Origin of the sequence: Methylobacterium komagatae (genome assembly GCF_042661665.1) — a bacterium.
Taxonomy (GTDB): domain Bacteria; phylum Pseudomonadota; class Alphaproteobacteria; order Rhizobiales; family Beijerinckiaceae; genus Methylobacterium; species Methylobacterium komagatae.
Genome location: NZ_JBHSWN010000001.1, coordinates 997,258 through 1,016,965, shown reverse-complemented (window position 1 = coordinate 1,016,965; position 19,708 = coordinate 997,258). Strand labels below are relative to the sequence as shown.

Here is a 19,708-nt window from a genome sequence, read left to right as displayed (position 1 = left end):
GGATGGCTAACATGCGATTCGAAATCAAAGACTTTACGGGACTTTTGTCTGCCCCTCTCGTAGGTTCAAAGCGCATAAAGCTTTTGAATCCGCACGACGAGGTGCAGTGCTGGAGCCAAAGCGACGACATCGCCGCTGACTCGCCGGAGAAGGTTGCAGGCTTTGTGTATGTTAAAGAAAATGGCGGCGGAGTAGGTTGGGTTGATCAAACTTATTTGGAAGGATATCGGCGTGAAGAAATTTCGATTTCGAACTTCGTTGCGGCCTGTCTATGGGCAGAAGACGATTTAAATAGTATGCCGGATACCTCACCTTGGTTCGTATCCGCAGATTTTCTTCTTTGTAGAGCTTTATTGGAAACCAAGATCTCCAACGTAGCACCTCGAGCTTCGGGTCCCGGCGGATTCGGTCCGCTTGTAGTAACACGAGACGAGTGGGCGCAGTTTCTGACCGAGTCGATGGAACAGGATCAGTTCGGACTCGAAGGTTGGGACGATCCGATCCAGCAGATCTGGGCGGCTGCGTTCAGAATGCGGCGCGACGCTCGAACAATCAGCTCGATCATGCGCCAAAATAATGTAGGCGATAGCGGCGACCCATTCGTTCCTACTTTCCTAGATGTGTTCCACGCATACTTGACTGGCAGCCCCGATGCAGCTGTTGCGCTGCTCAACTCTAAAGACGTTCGAGCCGTAGATGTCTTGGATAGGATACTGAACCGGTCTCAGGTTGATTCAATACTTGAACGTTATCCCAATCAATTTGGTTCAAGAAGCGAACCTATTTCAGTTGTGACGCTGCGAGCGGCAACCGAGGCACTCTTGGACTCGCTTTTTGCGCAAACGCCAGCTTTGGTGCGTACCGTCATGCCGGACGCTGCAGCTTTGGTTCAGGCGAACCGATCGCCTCGGGCTTCGACCGGTGGCCCACTCGGCGAACTGATCGCCCGCGGCGAGGGCAATTACAATTCTTATAACCGTGGACGCGCTGGTGTCAGGGGACTTCCGCTTACACCCTTTTTGTCGAAGCAGCCCCTTGGCGATATTATGAAATCGCAATGCCTGCCGCCGGGAAATCCGAATCGGCTTTTCGCGGTTGGAAAGTATCAGCTCATTCCGACGACCCTTGCTTCTGCCGTCCGTGCGCTATCGATCGGGAAACAGGAGATTTTCACCCCTGTCCTTCAGGAGCATCTGTTCCGACACTACCTCATAGCGCGGAAGCGTCCCAAGGTTAAGAACTATATCATCCGGGACGGAAGTAGCCTCCAGGAGGCGCAACTCGCGCTGGCTCAGGAATTTGCTTCGGTGGCCTCACCGCATACCGGCCGCTCGTACTATGCTGGGACAGGCGGAAATGTGGCGTCTATTTCTGTGGCTGCAGTAGCAAGGGCCTTGCAGGATGAGCGAGAACTTTACGCGAGCTTTCTCGCTGCAGGACTTCAGCCAACAGATGCTTGGGATGCGCTGTCATTTTCGCCTCGCAATGTCACGATCACGACACTCCCGCTGCCTCAGCCGCCGCCCATCCCGGCGATATCGCGAGGTAAAGCGAAGCTCAACATCAATCTTGCCGTTCAGCATTTGCGGGACCATGCGCAACCCAAGTCGATTGGTCAGTGCGCCAGATACGTCCGTAACGCTTTAGAGGCGGGAGGTCTCAAGGCGATCAATCCGCCCGAGCGCCCGGTGAATGCAAAAGACTATGGTCCAGTACTCATAGCACGGGGATTTTATAAAAGCACTCTTAAAAATATGTTGGAGCAATACGATCCGATAGAAGGCGATGTGGTTGTTATAGAGCCTTATACGGGCGGAAATCCGGCTGGTCATATCGCGATGTTTTCTGGGGAGGACTGGATCTCGGACTTTGTGCAACGCGATATTTGGGCAGGCCCTGGCTACCGTGCTAAGAAGCCAAGTCTTGCGATCTACCGTCCCTAAATTAAAGATCGACAGAGGTGCAACCCCCGTGCTCGGCGAAAGAGGCGAAAACCTTCCTAATAATTTCGGCATCTAGTCGTCAACTTCCTTATGAACGCGCTAAAGTAAATCTGGATATAAATACAATGTGAACGCTTCGGGGTGGTTTTTGGTCGTTCATCCTATGCGGGCCCTATTGCAGTAGCTGCGCAAGTGGATCCAAATTGCGTCCAGTATTAGAAGAAAATTGCTGGCAAATTTTTCTCTGAATATGATTTGCCGTTGACTTAGATCGAGCATGGTAAACCTCTGAGGTCTTATGCAAATGAGCGAAAAGGCTGGAATTTATCTCGGATCGCTCACGCTTGCGTTTTTCATGATTTTGGTTTTGTTTTCTCTGATAGGCTACCAAATCCCTTGTGGAAGTGAGCAGCTGCCTGTTGTTGTCTTGGCGCTAGGCGCTGGAATGTCCGCAAGCTTTATGAGCGGCTCGCTCACGAGCAAGTTCGAATTGCCATTCCAGCTAAGTCAGCATCCCCTCGTGGTATCGGCAAGCGGAGGCATCGCTGCTTTCTTCATCGTGTTTTTTGCTGGCTCCCAGGTTTTAGTGCGCGAGTATGGATGCGGAATTGTCTTTGGCTCCACCCAGGTCCGGATTAGTGAAATTGACGATCTTATGTGGGTAAAAATCAACGGAACTGAAGTAACTCGGGGGGAATTCGGGCAGTCTCCTGGGTGGGTAAACGTAACATCGCATATCAACCGCGGGTCAAACAACGTTCAGATATGGATCGCAAACGGAAAATATGGCGGGTGCGGCGGAAAATTGGAGTGGAAAATAAATGACAGATTAATTCATACTTTAGAGCGAAGGTGGTTCAACGATGCTGCTCAAGCAAATGCCGTTTGCTTCACCCAAAATCAAACGGTCGAATTTCATTAGATTGCTTATCGAACTGAGATTTGCGCGGTTCTGGTCCGGTTCTTTTTCACTTACAGCGCAAGCGAGTCGCGCGATCGAAAGATCTGAAATCAATGGTGTCCGGGTTTGCTGAAAGCGAAGAAAGTCCATTAAAATAGTAGTGGGCGTGAAGCCAAGCGTTTGGTTTTTGGCAGATAACCTATGTCAATACTAGGAGCTTTGACGACGACACTTTCGCGCATGTACGAGGCTCGGGGCGTGGATTGACTACCCTGGCATTCTGCTTGCCGTGCGTCCCCGTGGAGCACCGAAATTCGGCCTTGGCACTGCGCGCAGCATCGTTTCAACTGTCGTTGTGCACCAAGACGAAGCGCGTGCAAAGGCAACGACTTGATCGGGACGGCTGGCAAAGGGCATTCTGGGCGAGAATTGTGGTGCCCTAGCTACTGCGGAGCGTTCGTCGTCGCACCAGCAATCGCAACGTCTAAAGCGAAGATACTTTGCTTGGGTATGTGCTTGGGCATGCCCAAGCAAAAACGCAAAACCATAACAAAATCAATGATGGCTGACGGACCCCCTCTCCGCCAGCTGCCGGTTCGCACGCCTCGGATAAGCAACTAAAAAGTTAGCCTTTTTCGCCGCGGCGGAGCCGCCAGGGCCCGCGCGCGTTCGCCTGACTGGGTGACGGCCCTTTGCCACGCGCCGATGCCATGGCTGTTCAATTGATTGTGTTTCGGGCGGATGGCGGATCGTCTTGAAAACGATCGCTTCGCTTCTGATCTCCCGACTGCGCCTGCGGTTGGGCGCTCTACGGAGAAGATCATGCCGCACCACGACACCACTGCCCTCTCGGGCATCATCAAACACGTCTTCGCACACCGCTTCACTCTGGAGGCGGAGGGGCAGACCCATCTGGCCGATCTCGGTCCGAAGGGCGCGCAAGCCTTCCCGCTTTCACCGGGCTTGGCCGTGAGATTGGAAGGCGAACGCCGACCCTCCGAGATCAAGGTCACAAGGATCGAGACCGCCGGGCGCGAGCCCGTGCAGGTCGAGCACAAGAAGCCGAACCACGCCCCAGGCCATCAGCACGCGGATGCCCCGGCCGACGCAAACGTCGTTCTCGCGGCGGCGCGGAAGGCAGGCTGGGAGTCCCGCGGTGAGCCGCGTCGCAAGCCCAAGCACTTCGAGGTGTTGGCGCGCCAGGGACAAGGCGGATGGAGCGAGCTCCATATCGACTTCGCTGGCGCCATCTACAAGCAGAAGCCTGCCGACGCCGAGAAATGGTCGCTCTCGGCCTGATCGGGACGTCCTGATCAAGACGTGGGGCCGTCGAAAGGCGGTCCCACACGCGCCCGCCTCCACGCAGACGACGGTCTCACCATCGTTGGGCTGGCCCCTGCGAAAAGGTCGGCCTGCACTGTCCGTCTTGTACTATTGTACCATGACCGCAGTCTCAGTGTCCCGCTATCCTATCGGGGCAATAGGAGGTCTTGCGGTGCAGGCCGATGAGACGGCGGTCGCGGACGAGGTGATAGGTCGTGGTCGGGTGCCCGACACGGTCGCAAGCGTATCGACCGCAGCAAACATGCTCAGACAGGTCGCCGTTGCCCTCGGCATCCCGCCCGAGGATTTGGCCAGAACTGCGATACCCCCCTGTGACCGCGCGCGGTTCGTCGCCGAGACGGCCGAGGCCCTCGAACTCTTCGCCAAGATCACCGATCCCGACATGCGGCGGGAGAGTCTCGCATTTTTGAGATCGGTCGTGCATCTCCATGAGCGACGCTAGCGGCAACCGTGCAGGCCGCGCCCCTTCTCGACCCCATTGTGTCGACCGGTGGAGCGGCCGCAGCCTCGGGTGCGTCGTGCCCTTCTTGGCTGGACACTCCCGGGATATATCGGCGCGACAGGAAGTTGCCTTAGGTTAGGAAATTCGAGGTGCCGGACTTCAAGGAAGAGGCCCGTATTATTCGCGAACTGACGCGAGCGGGCTCCGGACCGGACCCCTTCTCTTCGGCTGTTCGCGCCACGCGTATGCCGATGCTGATCACCGATCCGCGCCGGGACGACAATCCGATCGTCTTCGCGAACGCGGCCTTCGCTCGGCTCACGGGCTATGGCCGGGAAGAGATCCTTGGCCGAAACTGCCGCTTCCTGCAGGGTCCTGAGACCGACCGCCGCGACGTCGCGCGCCTGAGAGAGGCAATTGAAAGCCGGACCCCGATCGAACTCGATCTTCTGAACTACAAGAAGGACGGCTCGACCTTCTGGAACCGTCTCCTCGTCTCGCCCGTGTTCGGGGACGACGGCCAACTCACGTATTTCTTTGCCTCGCAGTTCGACGTCACGCTGGAGCGCGAGCGTCTCGTTCGCCTCCAGCGTGACCGGGACGTCCTGGAAGCCGAGGTGGCGCGGCGCAACGCCGATTTGCTGGCCAGTGAAGAGAGGCTGCGTTTCGCCCTCGAGGCCGGGCAGCTCGGGAGCTGGAGCATCAACCTCGACACCGGACACCTGACGGTCTCCGACAGCTGCAAGGCAATCTGCGGACGCCAGCCCGGTGATCCACTGAGCCTTGAGGAATTGCAGGCTTCAATTCATCCGGAGGACCGCGCGATCCAGCAGGCCGCCATCGAGCGGGCGATCGCGAACCGGTCGCTTCTCGACGCAGAATACCGTCTGACCACCCCTGCCGGTGAGGAGCGGTGGGTCCAGATCCGGGGGAAGGCGCATTACCGTGCGGACGGGACGCCGCTCCTGATCACAGGGACCTCGCAGGACATCACCGAGCGCAGGGCCGTGCAGAGCCATCGCGCGCTCCTGACCCGCGAACTGCACCATCGCGTGCAGAACACGCTGGCTTCGCTCAGCGCCATCGTGTCGCAAACCATGCGGCGCGCCTCCTCGGTCGAGGACGCGGCCGCGACGTTGACGGCGCGCATCCAGGCCATGGCGGCCGCCAACACGCTCCTCATCACCGAGGATTTCGGCAGCGTTTCGATGCAGGATCTGGTCAGGCGCTCGCTCGCGCCCTTCGGCGTCGAGGACGCCGCCCGCTTCGATCTTGCGGGACCGGACCTGCGCCTGCCTCCGCAGGTCGTCGTCGCCTACGCTCTGGCGCTGCACGAACTGGCTACCAACGCGAGCAAATACGGGGCGCTGTCCAACGCCACCGGCGTCGTCGGCATTGAGTGGAGCCTCAAGGGCGAGGCCGGGCATCCGCTCCTGCATATGGTCTGGCGGGAGCGCGGAGGCCCCCGGTCATTCCACCGCGGCAGACGAGCTTTGGAACACAGCTGCTCAAGCGCGTTCTGGCCACGGAAATCGGTGGGCGGGTCGATGTCGATTTCCGCCCCGAAGGCCTCGTGTTTACGGCGATCGCGCCCTTTGCGAGCCCCGATCCGGAGGTTCGCTCGCCGACCATGTGACCGCGTGCGTCCTATAGCGGGCTCGAGAGCCAGGCCTCGATCTGTTCGGCGAGCCAAACGGCAGGGCCGCTTCCCGCGAACCACAGCAGAAGGACGGACGAGGCGAGGAACGTCACGTTGTCGACCCGTTCACTGCCGAGGACGCCGACGACCGCGAACAGGAGGAAGACGGCGAGGATGCCCGTCGCAACCTGCAGGGACCCGGCGATCCGTCTGACACGCGTCCTGCGGCCGTACTCCAAGCGCCGCGCTGCGAAGTCGTTGTCAGCACTCACCGTACGCCTCACCGCTCCCGGGCCGCCTTCATCTGGCACGTCGCTCCGGCTCGGCATCTGGCGATCCGAGCCGAACCACGCCGCCGCAGACTACACCCTGCCGATGAGGCGGTCGTAAACGCCATTACGGTCGCGCCGTCACTCGGCGGCCCGCCAGTGCTCATCATCTCCCTGCGACACGGAATCGATGTCGGTCAGGGGCGCACGCAATCGGCGAAAGTATCGGACGTGAACGGTTCGATGAATTGGACGGCGATACCCTTCGGAATCAGCCGCACGACGGTCGCGTAGCGCGCGCCGACCCGCACGCGGGTGCCGACGAACGGCAGCGCGTCGGTGTTCAGATCGATCGCGGCCCCGGAGAGGGAGATGTCCTTGATCATGCCGGGCAGTACGATGGACTCGCCGAGCCGAACTTCGACCGCGCGATGTTTGGGCACGATGCGGGGGGCGCCGCGCAACTCGGCGCTTTGAACGCACCTTTTCGCATGCCAGTCGAGCCGGGCGGCGACGCGGCCGCGATGATCCTCCGGGATCCGCAGGCTGAGGACGAAGCCCTGTTTGGTGACACTCGAGACCCTACCAGGCAAGATGCCGATATAGTCGAGCGAGCACACGACGACCTGCCCAATCTCCACGCGGATCTTGGCAATGATCACAGCCGATTGCAGGCTGATCTGCTCAGCACGGCATGGAAACTCGGTCCCGCCGGCGAGCATCGCACGGCCACGGATGACGTGATCGGCGTTGGCGTTCTCGCTGCCGGAATCTCGAACTTGATTCATGTCGTCGAGTTCAAGTGCCCCCATCGCCGCCTGCCCCTTTCCAAGGTTGTGACGCCGACCCCGCCTGTAAGCGGGAACATCGGAATATGCCGGTACTTCAGGCTCAATCTTGCTACCTGAAGTATCATCAAATTTCTTAAGCAAAAATGTTTCGATTCCTGTACCGGTATAGATGCAAAGCGTACTAATTTATACAAACGGGCTCATCGAAGACTCGGTTGGGCCAAGGTTCCCGAGGCGCGTCGTATAGTCGTTGAGCCGCACGCGACGGCCGTTCCCCGCAATTCGGCACCGCAAGTTGAAATCAGGCTGATAATCCAGCCTGCCGGTGTCTCGACCCCATCGACCAGCGCTCGCTTACAGGCCTGGCAATGCTCTATCCCCACGCGAGCGAACGGGGCCGGGTCGATCTTGAACTCGCGCCGAACTCGAACCGCCCTTTCGGCACGGGCCGGCTTCGCTTCGAATAGTCTGAGGGCCGGATCGCTGGGGGGCGCCGGTCGCGACCGCGCGCATGTCGAAATTTCCTTAAGCCTATAATGACGCAGCCAATATCGCGCCCGAACCAAGGTTCGATGTCGAGCCTGCCCCTCGCTCCCTCATTCGACGCAGGCCGGGCGCTTGATCTGGCGCTGCGCGACCGAAATGGTGGGGCATGGCTCGCAAGCGCAATCACCTGACGACCGACCTGTTGGCGGATGCCCTGCATCGGCTCGGTATCGGGGCCGCTGCGGTGGACCGCGAGGCCCTGCGCCTCCGCCTGGGCCTGCCCGATTACAACGGCTTCGTCGAGGACGAAGCGGTCGCCGCCGCTCTCCGCGACGGTGGTGCGCGGCGCGCCTTCGCCGAGACGGGCGTGGCCGCCCTTCGTGCGACGGTACCGGCGCTGCGATCCGAACCGGGGCGCGGCGACGACCTCGTGTGGCGGCTGCGGGTGAAGATCCCGCTCCTCGACGATGGCCGCCTCGATCTGCGCATCGACGTTCCACCGAACGAGACGGCTGCGCATATCCTGGAGGAGATGGCGTTGGGCAACGACCCGGCGCGTCAGCTGGATGGCCTGCGCGCGGCTCTCGCCGCGACCGCCGCGCAACTCGAAGGCACGTTGCGCCGGGCGGTTGCCCGGCTGCGCGACCAGATCCGTGACGACCTTCACGAAACCGGTGCGGACGCACCGACCTATATCGCCCATCTCGACCGGTCGCTCCGCTCGCGGGTCTTCACGCCCGCGCCGAACCTCGCGCACGTCATCGGCGACACGCTCAAGACCGTCCGCACCCGGGCGAAGGTGGTGGCCCGCGAGGAATCCGGTCGGCGGCGCCTGCGCGACCGGGTCGGCTTCGGCAGCTATATCGACAAGTTCGTACCGGCCCGTCGGCTGAACCGGCGGATCGTATTCCATATGGGCCCGACCAATTCCGGCAAGACTTACGCGGCGCTCCAAGCGCTGGCGAAGGCGCCGACCGGGACCTATCTCGCGCCGCTGCGGCTGCTCGCGCTGGAGAATTATGAAAACCTGCTGGAGCGCGGGCTCCGCGCCGGCATGGTCACCGGCGAGGAGGTTCTGGGCGAACCCGATCCCAGCCATACCGCGCGCACCATCGAAACGGCGGATCTGCGCCGCCCGGTCGACGTCGCGGTGATCGACGAGATCCAGATGCTGTCCGATCCCGATCGTGGCTGGGCTTGGACCAACGCCCTGTTCGGGATCCCGGCTAAGACCGTCATCGTCTGTGGCTCGGACGACGCCCTGTCGCATGTCCGTCGCGCGGCGGAGGCGGCCAACGAGTCCCTCGACGTCGTGACCTTCGAGCGCAAGACGCCGCTGGTGGCCCAGGAAGAGCCCGTCCCCCTCGAGGATGTGCAGCCCGGTGATGCCGTTGTCGCCTTTTCGCGCCGGGCCGTGCACGAGATCCGCGAGACCCTCGTGGCGGCCGGGCGGAGCGTCGCGACGATCTACGGCGCCCTGTCGCCGGAGGTGCGGCGCGCCGAGGCGCGGCGGTTCCGCGACGGCGAGGCCGAGGTGCTGGTCACCACCGATGCGATCGGGATGGGCCTTAACCTCGGGCCGCTCAAGCGCGTGATCTTCTCGGCGGTCACGAAATGGGACGGCACGGCGACACGTCCGCTCACCAACCCGGAAATCCGGCAGATCGCCGGGCGAGCCGGACGCTTCGGCCATCAGGACGAGGGTCACGTCTCGGCGACGGATGATGTGAGCCTTGGCCCGATCCGCGATGCGCTTGCCGGGGCTCCGACGGCGCCCGCCGCCGACACCCGGTTCTATGTCAGGCCGGACCTGATCGCGATCGAGGCGGCGGCCATGGAGCTCAACACCGCATCGCTCGCCGACGTGCTGGTCCATTTCTCACGCGCGACCTTCTATGACGGCTCGCCATTCCAGCCCTCCGAGATGGAGGAGGCGCTGGAGGCCGCACGCGCGGTCGACAGGGCGGGGCTGCCGATCCGGGAGGCGTTCGTCTTCGCTGTCGCCCCGATCGACCGCCGCGACGTGGCCTCGAAGGCCGTGCTCGACCGCTGGGTCCAGGCCCGCGCGGCAGGCGCCTTCGTCCCCGCCTTGCGGGCCCGCGTCGACGGCGAACTCGATGACCTCGAACGCACGGTCAAACTCGCTGCCGCCTATCTCTGGCTCGCCCGGCGCTTCCCCGACACGTTCGATGAGGTGGAGGCGACGAAGGCCCTGCGCGGTCGCGCCAACGCGGCCATCGAAACGCAACTCAGGGAAACGGCGTCGCGGAAGATCGCGCGCGGCTCGACGCTTGAGGGCGTCCCTTGAGCGGCCCGTTCAGTAGCGGGTGATGAAGCGTAGGCCGAGCACGGTGGAATTGCGCACCCGTTTGCCGTCCGGATCGCGCGGGTTGGCGATCCCGCCTCCTGGATGGACGACGTATTGCAGGGTCGGTTGCAGGGCGATGCCGGGGGCGAGCACGGCCTGATAGGTCGCCTCCACCAGCGTCTCGGCGCTGCGGCGAGGGGTCGGCGTGTCACCCTGCACGGCGGCGATCGTATCGAGGCGCCGGGCCGCGCGGGAAATGTGGGTGAAGCCGAGGGCAAGGCCCAGCGTGTCGTCGGAACGGCCGGGGAACAGGCCACGATAGGCGATGCCGGTATCGAAATAGACGTCCACGAGGTTGCGGTCGCCAGGGGAGGCGGACGCGCGCAGGAAGACGCTGGCGCCGTCGTTGGGGTCGTCCGGCTCTTGGTAGATCGTCTGGTCGATCAGCCCGTAGATGCCGGAATCGCCCGACACCCGACGGGCGAGGCCGCTCACCGGATCGGGCGTGATCGCATCGACGCGGCCGAACCGGTGCCAGCCTCCGAGCGTCACGGTGCCCGGTCGGCCTTCTGCGCCGGGGTGGGTGTTGTAGGCGTAGGACACCTCCCCGATGAAGAGCGGCGGGTCGGAGACGGGGAAGCGGATCCCGTTCGGGTTGCGCCGCTGCGGGTCGATCCCGGAGCGTGGATCGCCGCCGCCCGGCGTGCCGTCGATCAGGCTCGCCTGAAACGACAGTTCCGGCACCGGCACGTATTTCAGGCGAACGGTCGGCGCCGAGAGCGGATAGGCCGGTCCGCCATCCACCATGTTCGCCGCGAAGATCTCCGGCCAACCGAACGTGCCGTTGGCGAACAGGATGCTGGTCTGGCTCACCATATATTCGGTGTCGGCGGAGAGCTGGCCGACCCGGAGGAACAGCCGGTCGTCGAACAGGCTCTGCTCCAACCAGAGCTCCGACAGGCGCGAGGCGGGCAGGGCCTCGATCTCGCTGATCGTCATGAGGTTGCCGACCCGGCTGCGCGAAGTCCCGCTGCCCTGGATCTGGTAGACCGTCGCGTGGGCGGTGGCGCCCTTCCAGCCGATGAAGGTGTCGAGATCGACATCGACGTCGAGATCGAGGAGCGTCAGGCCGGTCGAGCCCCGCCGCAATCCGCCGCGCAGGTTGCGGTAGGTCTCTGCCACCGAGATCAGCCCGAAGGTGATGCCGTGCCTTTCCAGGAAGGCGCGATACCCGCCGGGGTCGCCCGCCGGTCCCAGGAGCGGCTGGAACGAGGTCGTCACCTCCGCGGCGCGGCCCGCCGAGAAGACCGGCTGGGCCACCGAGGTCTGCGGGTCGCCGCCCGCGCCGCCGCGCGAGCCGATGGCGATGGCTTCGGCCGCGACACGCTCGGCCTCGCTCTGGGCCCCGGCGAGACTGGGCTGAAGCCAAATGCCGAACGCGGCCAGACTACAGAGGATGGTGCGGCAGGCGGAACGCACCTCGACCTCCGGCCTGGGTGGGAAGAACAAACGACGCCACAGCTTGATCACCGTTCGACGACACCGCAACGCCCATGAACGATCCGCCTTGGGATGGCGAGAGTGCGGACCCCACCGCGACGGCGCGCATAGGAGGCCGGAGCCGAACGGGGTTCGGGTATGGTAGGGACCGGAGCGGACGTGCCCGCCGCGTGATCCGGGGAAACGCCGCCCATGTCGAACCGCGTCCAGTCGGCCCTCCGCGCTGCCGCCGAGGTCGGCGTCGGCCTGTGGGCGGCCTGCAACCGCCTGCGCCTGCCCGGAACGGCAAACCCCTTCGTGGTCGGAGTCCACGAACCGATGCGCGAGGAACTGACGGTGGTGGATCTGCCCGTCACCGGCGCCATCCCGCCCGGCCTGAACGGCCTCTATCTGAAGATGGGCGCCAATCCCGTCCGCCCGGCGACGCGGGGTCACGACTGGTTCCTCGGGGACGGCATGGTGCACGGTCTGGCGATCGAGGACGGCCGGGCGCTGTGGTATCGCAACTGCTGGATCGGCTCGCGCTCGGCCGCTGCCGCGCTCGGGCGACCGGCCGCGCCAGGGCCGCGACGGGGCGGCAACGACACCGTCAACACCAACGTGGTCGAGATCGGCGGCCGGATTTTCGCCGTGGTGGAAGCGGGCAGCATCCCGGTCGAACTCTCGCGGACGCTCGAGGAGCAGCGCTACAACCCGCTCGACGGGACGCTGACCGGCTCCTTCACCGGGCATCCGCACCATGACCCCCTCACCGGAGAGACCCACGCCATCGCCTACGATGGCCGCGTCTGGGACAGCGTCCGCCATGTCGTCGTCGCGCCGACCGGCCAAGTCGTGCGGGACCGCGCGATCGCCGTCGAGCACGGCCCCTGCATCCACGATTGCGCCATCACGACCCGCTTCGTGATCGTGCTGGATCTGCCCGTCACCTTCTCGTTCCGGGCCCTGCTCGCCGGTTACCGCTTCCCGTTCCGCTGGAACCCCGCTCACCGGGCCCGCGTCGGTCTCCTGCCCCGCCGAGGGGAGGGCGCCGACATCCTCTGGTGCGATGTCGAGCCCTGTTTCGTATTCCACGTCGCCAACGCCTACGACGAGGCGGACGGGACCGTGACCCTCGATGTCATCGCCTACGCGTCGGTCTTCACGGCCGCCGGGGGCGGTCTCGACGCGCCGGGGCGGCTCGAGCGCTGGACGATCGATCCGGCGACGCGACGCGTCGAGCGGCAGCTGCTCGACGCCTCGGCGCAGGAATTCCCCCGCATCGACGAGCGGCGTTTCGGGCAACCCCACCGCTACGCCTACACCGTCAGCGTTCCCGCCGACGGCAACACGCAGCTTGCGGGGGCGACACAACTCTACAAGCACGATCTCCAGACCGGCGAGCGCCACGTGCAGGAGTTCGGTCCCGATCGGATTCCCGGGGAATTCGTCTTCGTGCCCGCCCATGCCGGTGCGGAAGAAGACGAGGGCTGGCTGCTCGGGCTCGTCATCGACACCGCGAACGAGACGACGGACTTCACCGTGCTCGATGCACGCGCCTTCGGATCGCCACCCCTGGCCCAGATCCGCCTTGGGCACCGGATCCCGCCGGGCTTCCACGGCAACTGGTTCCCGGCGCGCGCTCCGGCAGGGCCCGTGATCGATCCGCAAAACGCCGTGCGTTGAAGCCCAAGAGGCGCTATTCACACCGCCTGCCCTGGCTCGGGCCCTATCGTGAGGCCCTTTCTTGGCACGCGTCCGATTTTATCTGTTCGCCTTCTACTGGATGTGCTGGACAGCCTTGTTCCTCGCGCCGCTGGCCGTCTTCGCCGTAGCCGGGGCGCCGACACGCCCCATCCGCGCGGCGACCCGCCTCTGGGCACGGGGCATCCTGTTCGGGCTGCGCCGCTTCATCGGGTTGGACTATGTCGAGGAGGGACGCGAGCATATCCCCTCCACGCCGTGCCTTCTCGTCGCCAACCACCAGTCGGCTTGGGAGACGCTGGCCTTCCTCGTGCTCGTCCCGGACGTGGCCATCATCGCCAAGCGCGAATTGCTGGCGATCCCGGTGGTCGGGTGGTTCCTGCGCCGCTCGCCGATGATCGTCATCGATCGCGCCAACGGTACGCAGGCCCTGCGCACGATGATCGAGGGATGCCAGGAGGCCGTCGCGGCGGGCCGGTCGGTGCTGATCTTCCCGGAGGGGACGCGCGGCGAAATGGCCGAGTCGGTGCGCTTCAAGCGCGGGGTCGAACTGCTCTACGGCAAGCTCGGCCTGACGGTGGTTCCGGTTGCCGTGAATTCCGGCCTGTTCTGGCCGGGCGGGGCCACGGCCCGGCCGGGCACCGTCGTCGTCAGCTACCTCTCCGCCATCGCTCCAGGCCTGCCGACCGCCGAGTTCCTGCGTGGGACCGAGACAGCCATCGACAGGGAACTCGATCGCTGGCGCGGAGCCAGGGCGCTCTGCGAGGAGGTTTAACCCCGGGCGGTGCCTTCGCCCCCGGGATGCAGCCGCGTCGCATACCGGCCGTCCACCTGCCAGACCGGCAGTGAACCCTCACGGACGAACATCGCGAACGCGGCCGCGATGGACCGTTCCTGCTCGGGCCGTGTGCGGCCCACCACGCGCCCCACGATGCAGGCCCCCTCGACGCTCCCCGCCTCGGGGGCACGCAGGTCGAGCGAGAACAGCACGCCCGACCGGTCCGGCCGCAGCCGGTCCGGCAGGGCGGGGATCTTGAGCCACAGACAATCCCATTGCGCGCAGGCGGAGGGGCGCGCCGGGTAGATCCCGCACGCCGTCCCGGTGCTATGCCGGCACGTGACTCCGGCCGGTTTCTCGAGCGCTGCGATTTCCAGCACCCGGCAGCACACCGTGCACGTGCCGCAGGAACGCGTCTCGGTCTCCAGGCTCAGGATTCCTCGTCCTCATCGACATCGACGAGCCCGGTGGGGCTCTCTTCGTCCTCGTCGTCGACCACGAAACGCTCGTCGTCGGTCGCGGTGTCTTCGTCGCCCTCGTCATCGATGACAAGGGCGTCATCGCCCTCCGCATCGGTATCCGCGTCCTTGCCGTCGTCCTCGACCTCATCCAGGGAGACGAGCCCGGGCCCTCCTGCTCGTCTTCCTCATCCGCCGGCTCCTCGCGGCGCGCGGCCACCGGAGCGGCATACCGGCCGCGTGACGTCACGGCGGCGGCGATCGGGACGATCTCGCCGCTATAGGGCGAGATCACCGGGCTCCTGCCGAGGTCGTAGAACTTCCGGCCCGTGGTCGGGCAGGTCAGCTTGTTACCGAGTTCGGGACGAGGCACTTCGATCTCCTGAGGGCATCATCCGTCGAAGATGATGCGGCAAAAACAATGCGCTCGCCGCGACCGGTCCCGGGCGCGCGCGCCATGCCCTTTCGGAGCGGGGCAGGCGGGGGGCTGGGTCGGGAGCGGGGTAGGGTCGGCCATGGTGCCTGTCGGGTCACAGGCGGGGGCACGAGAACCCTCAGCCGCCGGGGCCTGAGGAGAGCTCATCCGGCGATGCGACCATCTTGCGCCGAAGGGCCGGGTAAAGATAGCCCCATCCCCGTGTCGTCGGGCGGGCCGGTCACGAAGAGGTCAGCGTCACACTCTCTTCCAGCGGGAGGGGCGACCGATTAGAGATGCACGCAGGCGAGGGGGCTCGCCGCACGGGGGCATGGGCGAGACGAGGTATGACGCTGCACGCCAAGCTTGGCGCGAGTGGCGGGCGGACCGGTTCACTGCGGATGGTGGATCTGTTCCGCCTGCACGATTGGAGCGCGACCGCCTTGGGCGACCGCGACGGCTGGTCGGCGGTCCTGCGCACCACAGTCGACATGATGCTCGGGTCGCTGCACCCGATGTGCGTCCTGTGGGGGCCTCAGCGCATCGTCCTCTACAATGACGGCTACGCGGAGATCCTCGGGGCGCGGCACCCCCGCGCGTTGGGTCTGCCGACCGAGGATGTCTGGCCGGAATTGTGGGCCGATGTCGCCCCGCTGATCGACCGGACCTTCCGTGGCGAGAGCCTCGCCTTCCACGACCAGCCCTTCACGCGCAACGGCTTCGAGGAGCAGGTCTGGTACGACTTCGCCTACTCGCCCCTGCGGGACGAGCACGGCGAGGTGATGGGGCTGCTCAACGTCACCTCGGATTGCACGGCCCGGCATTGCGCCCTGGAGCAGCTGCGCGAGAGCGAGGCCTTCATGCGCGACGTGCTCGTCGCGTCCAACGATTGCATCAAGGTGCTCGACCTCGACGCCAAGCTCGTCTTCATGAGCGAGGGGGGCAAGCGCGTCATGGAGGTCTCGGACTTCGGCGCCATTGCCGGATGCCCCTGGCCGGATTTCTGGGAGGGCGCGGGCAACCTCGCCGCGAAGGAAGCCATCGCCTCGGCGCAGGCGGGGGTGGCCTCGGCCTTCCAGGGCTATGCCGACACGATGAAGGGCAGTCGACGCTACTGGGATGTCCAGGTCTCGCCCATCATCGGGGCCGACGGGACGCCGGAGCGGATCCTGTCGATCTCCCGCGACGTCACCGAGCTCAAGGCCGCGGAGGAGGCCCGCGCGGTGCTGGCCCAGGAGCTGGCCCACCGCATGAAGAACGCCTTCGCCATGGTGCAGGCCATCGTCACACAGACGCTGCGCCAAGCGAAGTCGATGGAAGAGGGACGCGCGGCGGTGAGCCAGCGCTTGTCCGCCCTCGGCCGGGCGCAGGATATCCTCACCCGTTCGAACTTCACCGAGGCCGACATCCACGACGTCGTCGCGACCGCCATCGAGCCGCATCGCGTCGTGGAGGATCGCATCGCGTGGTCGGGCCCGCACTTCGTCCTCACATCGCAGCAGGCGCTGGGGCTCTCGCTCGCGATCCACGAACTGGCGACCAACGCGGCGAAGTACGGCGCCCTGTCGAACGAGGCCGGCCGCGTCGTCATGGTGTGGAAGATCGCGGACGGGGCGTTCGCCTTCGATTGGGTCGAGACCGGAGGGCCAGCCGTGGACCCGCCCGGGACCCGCGGGTTCGGCTCGAAATTGATCGAGAGGATCGTCGCGTCCTACTTCGAAGGCGAGGGCCGCCTGATCTTCGACCCGGCGGGCATCCGGTTCAGGCTCACGGGCCTGCCCGGCGGCGTGGCGAGTGAGGCGTAGGGGGGCGAGTCGCGTAGGATGGGCCAAGCATTGCACCCGAACCGCATCGCTGTTCTCGTCGTGGAAGACGATGCCCTGCTGCGCGCCGAGGCGGTCGACCTCTGCATCGAAGCGGGCTTCACGGCCTACGAGGCCAGGAACGCGGACCAAGCGATCCACTGTCTCGAGCGCCACTCCGAGATCCACGTCCTGTTCACCGACATCGAGATGGAAGGCTCGATGGACGGGCTGACGCTGTCCCACGCCGTCAGGGATCGCTGGCCGCCGGTGGCCATCCTCATCACGTCCGGGCGGCGAAAGGTGACGAAGGAGGATCTGCCCGAGAACGGGTTGTTCTTCCCCAAGCCCTACTCGCCGGACGACATCGTGAACGCCCTCAATGACATCGCCGCGCGGATCACGCACTGATCCCCACGGCCCTTGCCGTCCCGTCGTCCAGCGGCGACGGATAGGGTGCTAATCTCAACCCGAAGGGCGTGTGGGCTGGTGGCCCGAGGTCATCGGGCCACCAGCCCTACGGTTTTCGCTTCGCGACGGCGCGTCGAGTCCGGATGGACACGCGTTGCGCCGCGCGCCGATCGCTTCGTCTCGATTTACTTGCGCGCCAACCCCTTCGACTGGCGACGCCACCGGCCGGTATGGGGATTGAAGGCATGGGCAGCCTTCGAACAGAAGGTCGATGCCGCCAGGAGCCTCTTGTACAGCTGCAATTGGACGTTGCCGACCAAACCCATTTCGCCGTGCTCCTGCCAATAGGTCGTGGTGTCGCCACTGAAATCGGCGGAGTCTTCGGAGGTATAGTAGAAGAGGGCTATTGAATTCCTTCTCTTGCCCGGAATGATGGGCTGTGTGAAGCCGTGAACGCTATTATGATCGGTGCGGAAGACGACCATCCGGCCGAAGGCCGGGACGACCTCTCTGGTCGGCATCTTGTCGCCCTTCTTATAGAAGCCGAGGTTGCCGCCCCACTCCTTCTGCCATGAGGGATTGAGGTACAGGATGATGTTGATCTGCCGGAACAGCTTCAGGTTTTCCAGAACGTGAAAGTCGGTGTGTGGGGTCAAAATCCCACCGGCTCCGCTCGAATGAAGCCCTGCACCATCCAGATAAGGATCGGGTATCAGAGGGCGAATATCGGTCAGTTGCTCGACAAACCTTAAGAATCTCGGCTCGTTCAACTCTCGAATGATACGCTGCATCAGCGAGGGCATTTTGCTGATGTCGGCGCAGTTCCGCTTCTGATTTTGATAGGCTTCCGTGGTGGTGGCCCAGCCATTCCAATCCCAATCCGGAAAATCCTGTTCGATCTGGTCGGGGGTCACGTTCAGGCAATCGTCCAGGACGATCGAGGGCCACGGCTGAGCGTTCTGGAACTCGCTGTTCAAACGAGCAATCGCGGCTGCGTCGGTTGGGATCTTGATGAGGTTGGACGCAGAATCAAAAGCTATTTCTCGCGATGCTAGGTTCAGCATAACATGCCTCTCAGCAAAAATTACGTATAGTACCAGACGGCAATCAAGGCGCGCCCATTCGCCCAGGATCACTGTCGTTAATACTGGTATGAATTGTAATCACGGAGTCGACGTTATCGCAAGTCTGATTCAAATGCGTTGAGTTTTCAGTTAATCTCTGACGCACTGCAAAAACCGGATACCGGTTGAAAATACCTGATGTTTTTCTGTCTTGCTCTTGCGAACGTATCGGATATTACTGAAGTATTAGGCACTAAAGAGCGCGGCAATAAATAATCTTGTTGCTGTCGTTATTGTGAAAGAATGGTGAGCAGAGGTGCAAGATTTTCGAATCATATCTGCAACAGGTGCTAATAGAAACGGGCACTATGGTGCGCTCTAAACCTTCTCACGGGAGTGACTTTTGACTTTCTGAAATTACCTGTCTTAGGAGATATATTTTTACACTGATAAATGAGGCAAATATCTATTGTATAGTGAGTCCGATTGCGTCTTGTCGCAATATAATTTATATATCTTGAGTATACCAGCTACGTCATTCTGAGTAGCGGTACGACGTGGCGTTCGCTTCGGATCATGGATGCGGGCGTAGAGGACGTCGTGGGCCTTGTCGCGCCCGGGCGGCCAGGGCGTCCCGTCCCGCCGGTCGACGGCCGTTCAGTCGAGCGGCTCGAACGCCCGCCGACCGTCGAAGAGCGTCCGGGTTCGCTGGCTACCGCGCTTGCATGCGCAGCGCGCCGTCGAGGCGGATGGTCTCGCCATTGAGCATCGGGTTCGCAACGATCGCCATGACGAGGTGAGCGTATTCGTCGGGACGGCCAAAGCGGGAGGGGAAAGGCACGGCCGCACCGAGGCTCGCCTGAACCTCCTCCGGCAGGCCCTGGACCATCGGCGTCTCGAACAGGCCCGGTGCGATCGCGCAGACGCGGATGCCCAGCGGCGCCAGTTCCCGGGCGACCGGCAGGGTCAGGCCGACGACCCCGGCCTTGGACGCGGCGTAGCCCGCCTGCCCGATCTGCCCCTCGTAGGCCGCGATGGAGGCGGTGGAGATGAGGACGCCCCGCTCCCCGCCCTCCAGGGGGTCGAGACTGGCCGCGCCCGCCGCCACCAGACGCATCATGTTGAACGTGCCGACGAGGTTGATTTGGATGACCTTGGAGAAGGCATCGAGGGAGGCCGGTCCATGGCGCCCGACGACTTTCGCGGCGGGGCAGATGCCGGCGCAGTTGACGAGAATGCGGGCGACGCCGTGCTCCGACGCGGCGCGGGCGATCGCCGCCTCCGCGCTCGCCCCATCGGCGACATCGCAGGAAAGGGCTAGGCCGCCGATTTCCCGCGCGGTGGCTTCGGCGGCGTCCGCGTTCAGGTCGAGCAGCGAGACCCTGGCCCCCGCCGCCGCCAGCGCCCGCGCCGTGGCTGCACCCAAGCCCGAGGCGGCGCCGGTGACGACCGCAGCGATCCCTTGAACCTTCAC

General features: G+C 63.8%; 16 protein-coding genes. 10 read left to right on the top strand and 6 right to left on the bottom strand.

Annotated elements, in window-relative coordinates:
- The first annotated feature begins 11 nt into the window (after positions 1-11).
- The 5 genes from ACFQE0_RS04995 to ACFQE0_RS04975 all read left to right on the top strand — a co-directional run bounded on the left by ACFQE0_RS04995 (position 12) and on the right by ACFQE0_RS04975 (position 6,483).
- Positions 12-1,943, top strand: coding sequence for a CHAP domain-containing protein (locus ACFQE0_RS04995; RefSeq protein WP_378967661.1), 1,932 nt, complete (start codon positions 12-14; stop codon positions 1,941-1,943).
- Between the two features lie 304 nt (positions 1,944-2,247).
- On the top strand, positions 2,248-2,865 hold the full coding sequence (locus ACFQE0_RS04990; protein WP_378967658.1) for a hypothetical protein: 618 nt from the start codon (positions 2,248-2,250) through the stop codon (positions 2,863-2,865).
- 801 nt (positions 2,866-3,666) lie between these two features.
- Positions 3,667-4,143 (top strand): hypothetical protein, encoded by a 477-nt coding sequence (locus ACFQE0_RS04985; RefSeq protein WP_378967656.1) that lies wholly within the window; start codon positions 3,667-3,669, stop codon positions 4,141-4,143.
- A 196-nt stretch (positions 4,144-4,339) separates the two neighbouring features.
- Complete coding sequence (locus ACFQE0_RS04980) at positions 4,340-4,630, top strand: hypothetical protein (protein ID WP_378967654.1); 291 nt, start codon at positions 4,340-4,342, stop codon at positions 4,628-4,630.
- A 251-nt stretch (positions 4,631-4,881) separates the two neighbouring features.
- Positions 4,882-6,483 (top strand): PAS domain-containing protein, encoded by a 1,602-nt coding sequence (locus ACFQE0_RS04975; RefSeq protein WP_378967652.1) that lies wholly within the window; start codon positions 4,882-4,884, stop codon positions 6,481-6,483.
- A 252-nt stretch (positions 6,484-6,735) separates the two neighbouring features.
- Here the strand turns inward: ACFQE0_RS04975 and ACFQE0_RS04970 are convergent, their stop codons facing one another.
- Complete coding sequence (locus ACFQE0_RS04970) at positions 6,736-7,470, bottom strand: PilZ domain-containing protein (protein WP_378967649.1); 735 nt, start codon at positions 7,468-7,470, stop codon at positions 6,736-6,738.
- A gap of 511 nt (positions 7,471-7,981) precedes the next feature.
- On the opposite strand from ACFQE0_RS04970, the gene ACFQE0_RS04965 reads away from it, so the two are divergent.
- Positions 7,982-10,123, top strand: a complete 2,142-nt coding sequence (locus ACFQE0_RS04965) for a helicase-related protein (RefSeq protein WP_378967647.1) — start codon at positions 7,982-7,984, stop codon at positions 10,121-10,123.
- 9 nt (positions 10,124-10,132) lie between these two features.
- On the opposite strand, the gene ACFQE0_RS04960 is transcribed toward ACFQE0_RS04965, so the two are convergent.
- A complete protein-coding gene (locus ACFQE0_RS04960) occupies positions 10,133-11,602 on the bottom strand; it encodes a carbohydrate porin (protein ID WP_378967644.1) in 1,470 nt (489 codons plus the stop codon).
- 213 nt (positions 11,603-11,815) lie between these two features.
- On the opposite strand from ACFQE0_RS04960, the gene ACFQE0_RS04955 reads away from it, so the two are divergent.
- Entirely contained in the window at positions 11,816-13,288 is a 1,473-nt protein-coding gene (locus tag ACFQE0_RS04955) for an 8'-apo-carotenoid 13,14-cleaving dioxygenase (protein WP_378967642.1), read from the top strand.
- 100 nt (positions 13,289-13,388) lie between these two features.
- Positions 13,389-14,081 (top strand): lysophospholipid acyltransferase family protein, encoded by a 693-nt coding sequence (locus ACFQE0_RS04950; RefSeq protein WP_378975279.1) that lies wholly within the window; start codon positions 13,389-13,391, stop codon positions 14,079-14,081.
- On the opposite strand, the gene ACFQE0_RS04945 is transcribed toward ACFQE0_RS04950, so the two are convergent.
- Both ACFQE0_RS04945 and ACFQE0_RS04940 read right to left on the bottom strand, forming a co-directional pair.
- Positions 14,078-14,464 (bottom strand): hypothetical protein, encoded by a 387-nt coding sequence (locus tag ACFQE0_RS04945; RefSeq protein WP_378967640.1) that lies wholly within the window; start codon positions 14,462-14,464, stop codon positions 14,078-14,080. The genes ACFQE0_RS04950 and ACFQE0_RS04945 overlap by 4 nt on opposite strands.
- Positions 14,412-14,915, bottom strand: coding sequence for a TIGR02300 family protein (locus ACFQE0_RS04940; RefSeq protein ID WP_378967638.1), 504 nt, complete (start codon positions 14,913-14,915; stop codon positions 14,412-14,414). The genes ACFQE0_RS04945 and ACFQE0_RS04940 overlap by 53 nt, the downstream gene beginning before the upstream one ends.
- Positions 14,916-15,304: 389 nt before the next feature.
- Between ACFQE0_RS04940 and ACFQE0_RS04935 the strand changes: the two genes are divergently transcribed.
- On the top strand, positions 15,305-16,762 hold the full coding sequence (locus ACFQE0_RS04935; RefSeq protein ID WP_378967636.1) for a sensor histidine kinase: 1,458 nt from the start codon (positions 15,305-15,307) through the stop codon (positions 16,760-16,762).
- 18 nt (positions 16,763-16,780) lie between these two features.
- Positions 16,781-17,170, top strand: coding sequence for a response regulator (locus ACFQE0_RS04930; protein ID WP_378967634.1), 390 nt, complete (start codon positions 16,781-16,783; stop codon positions 17,168-17,170).
- A gap of 185 nt (positions 17,171-17,355) precedes the next feature.
- Here the strand turns inward: ACFQE0_RS04930 and ACFQE0_RS04925 are convergent, their stop codons facing one another.
- Both ACFQE0_RS04925 and ACFQE0_RS04920 read right to left on the bottom strand, forming a co-directional pair.
- On the bottom strand, positions 17,356-18,234 hold the full coding sequence (locus ACFQE0_RS04925) for a 2OG-Fe(II) oxygenase (RefSeq protein ID WP_378967631.1): 879 nt from the start codon (positions 18,232-18,234) through the stop codon (positions 17,356-17,358).
- Between the two features lie 712 nt (positions 18,235-18,946).
- Entirely contained in the window at positions 18,947-19,708 is a 762-nt protein-coding gene (locus ACFQE0_RS04920) for an SDR family NAD(P)-dependent oxidoreductase (protein WP_378967629.1), read from the bottom strand.

Coding starts and splice junctions, on each gene's coding strand:
- ACFQE0_RS04990 (WP_378967658.1), top strand. CDS start 2,248: ATGAGCGAAAAGGCTGGAATTTATCTCGGATCGCTCACGCTTGCGTTT.
- ACFQE0_RS04985 (WP_378967656.1), top strand. CDS start 3,667: ATGCCGCACCACGACACCACTGCCCTCTCGGGCATCATCAAACACGTC.
- ACFQE0_RS04930 (WP_378967634.1), top strand. CDS start 16,781: ATGGGCCAAGCATTGCACCCGAACCGCATCGCTGTTCTCGTCGTGGAA.
- ACFQE0_RS04955 (WP_378967642.1), top strand. CDS start 11,816: ATGTCGAACCGCGTCCAGTCGGCCCTCCGCGCTGCCGCCGAGGTCGGC.
- ACFQE0_RS04925 (WP_378967631.1), bottom strand. CDS start 18,234: ATGCTGAACCTAGCATCGCGAGAAATAGCTTTTGATTCTGCGTCCAAC.
- ACFQE0_RS04995 (WP_378967661.1), top strand. CDS start 12: ATGCGATTCGAAATCAAAGACTTTACGGGACTTTTGTCTGCCCCTCTC.
- ACFQE0_RS04950 (WP_378975279.1), top strand. CDS start 13,389: ATGTGCTGGACAGCCTTGTTCCTCGCGCCGCTGGCCGTCTTCGCCGTA.
- ACFQE0_RS04965 (WP_378967647.1), top strand. CDS start 7,982: ATGGCTCGCAAGCGCAATCACCTGACGACCGACCTGTTGGCGGATGCC.
- ACFQE0_RS04975 (WP_378967652.1), top strand. CDS start 4,882: ATGCTGATCACCGATCCGCGCCGGGACGACAATCCGATCGTCTTCGCG.
- ACFQE0_RS04935 (WP_378967636.1), top strand. CDS start 15,305: ATGACGCTGCACGCCAAGCTTGGCGCGAGTGGCGGGCGGACCGGTTCA.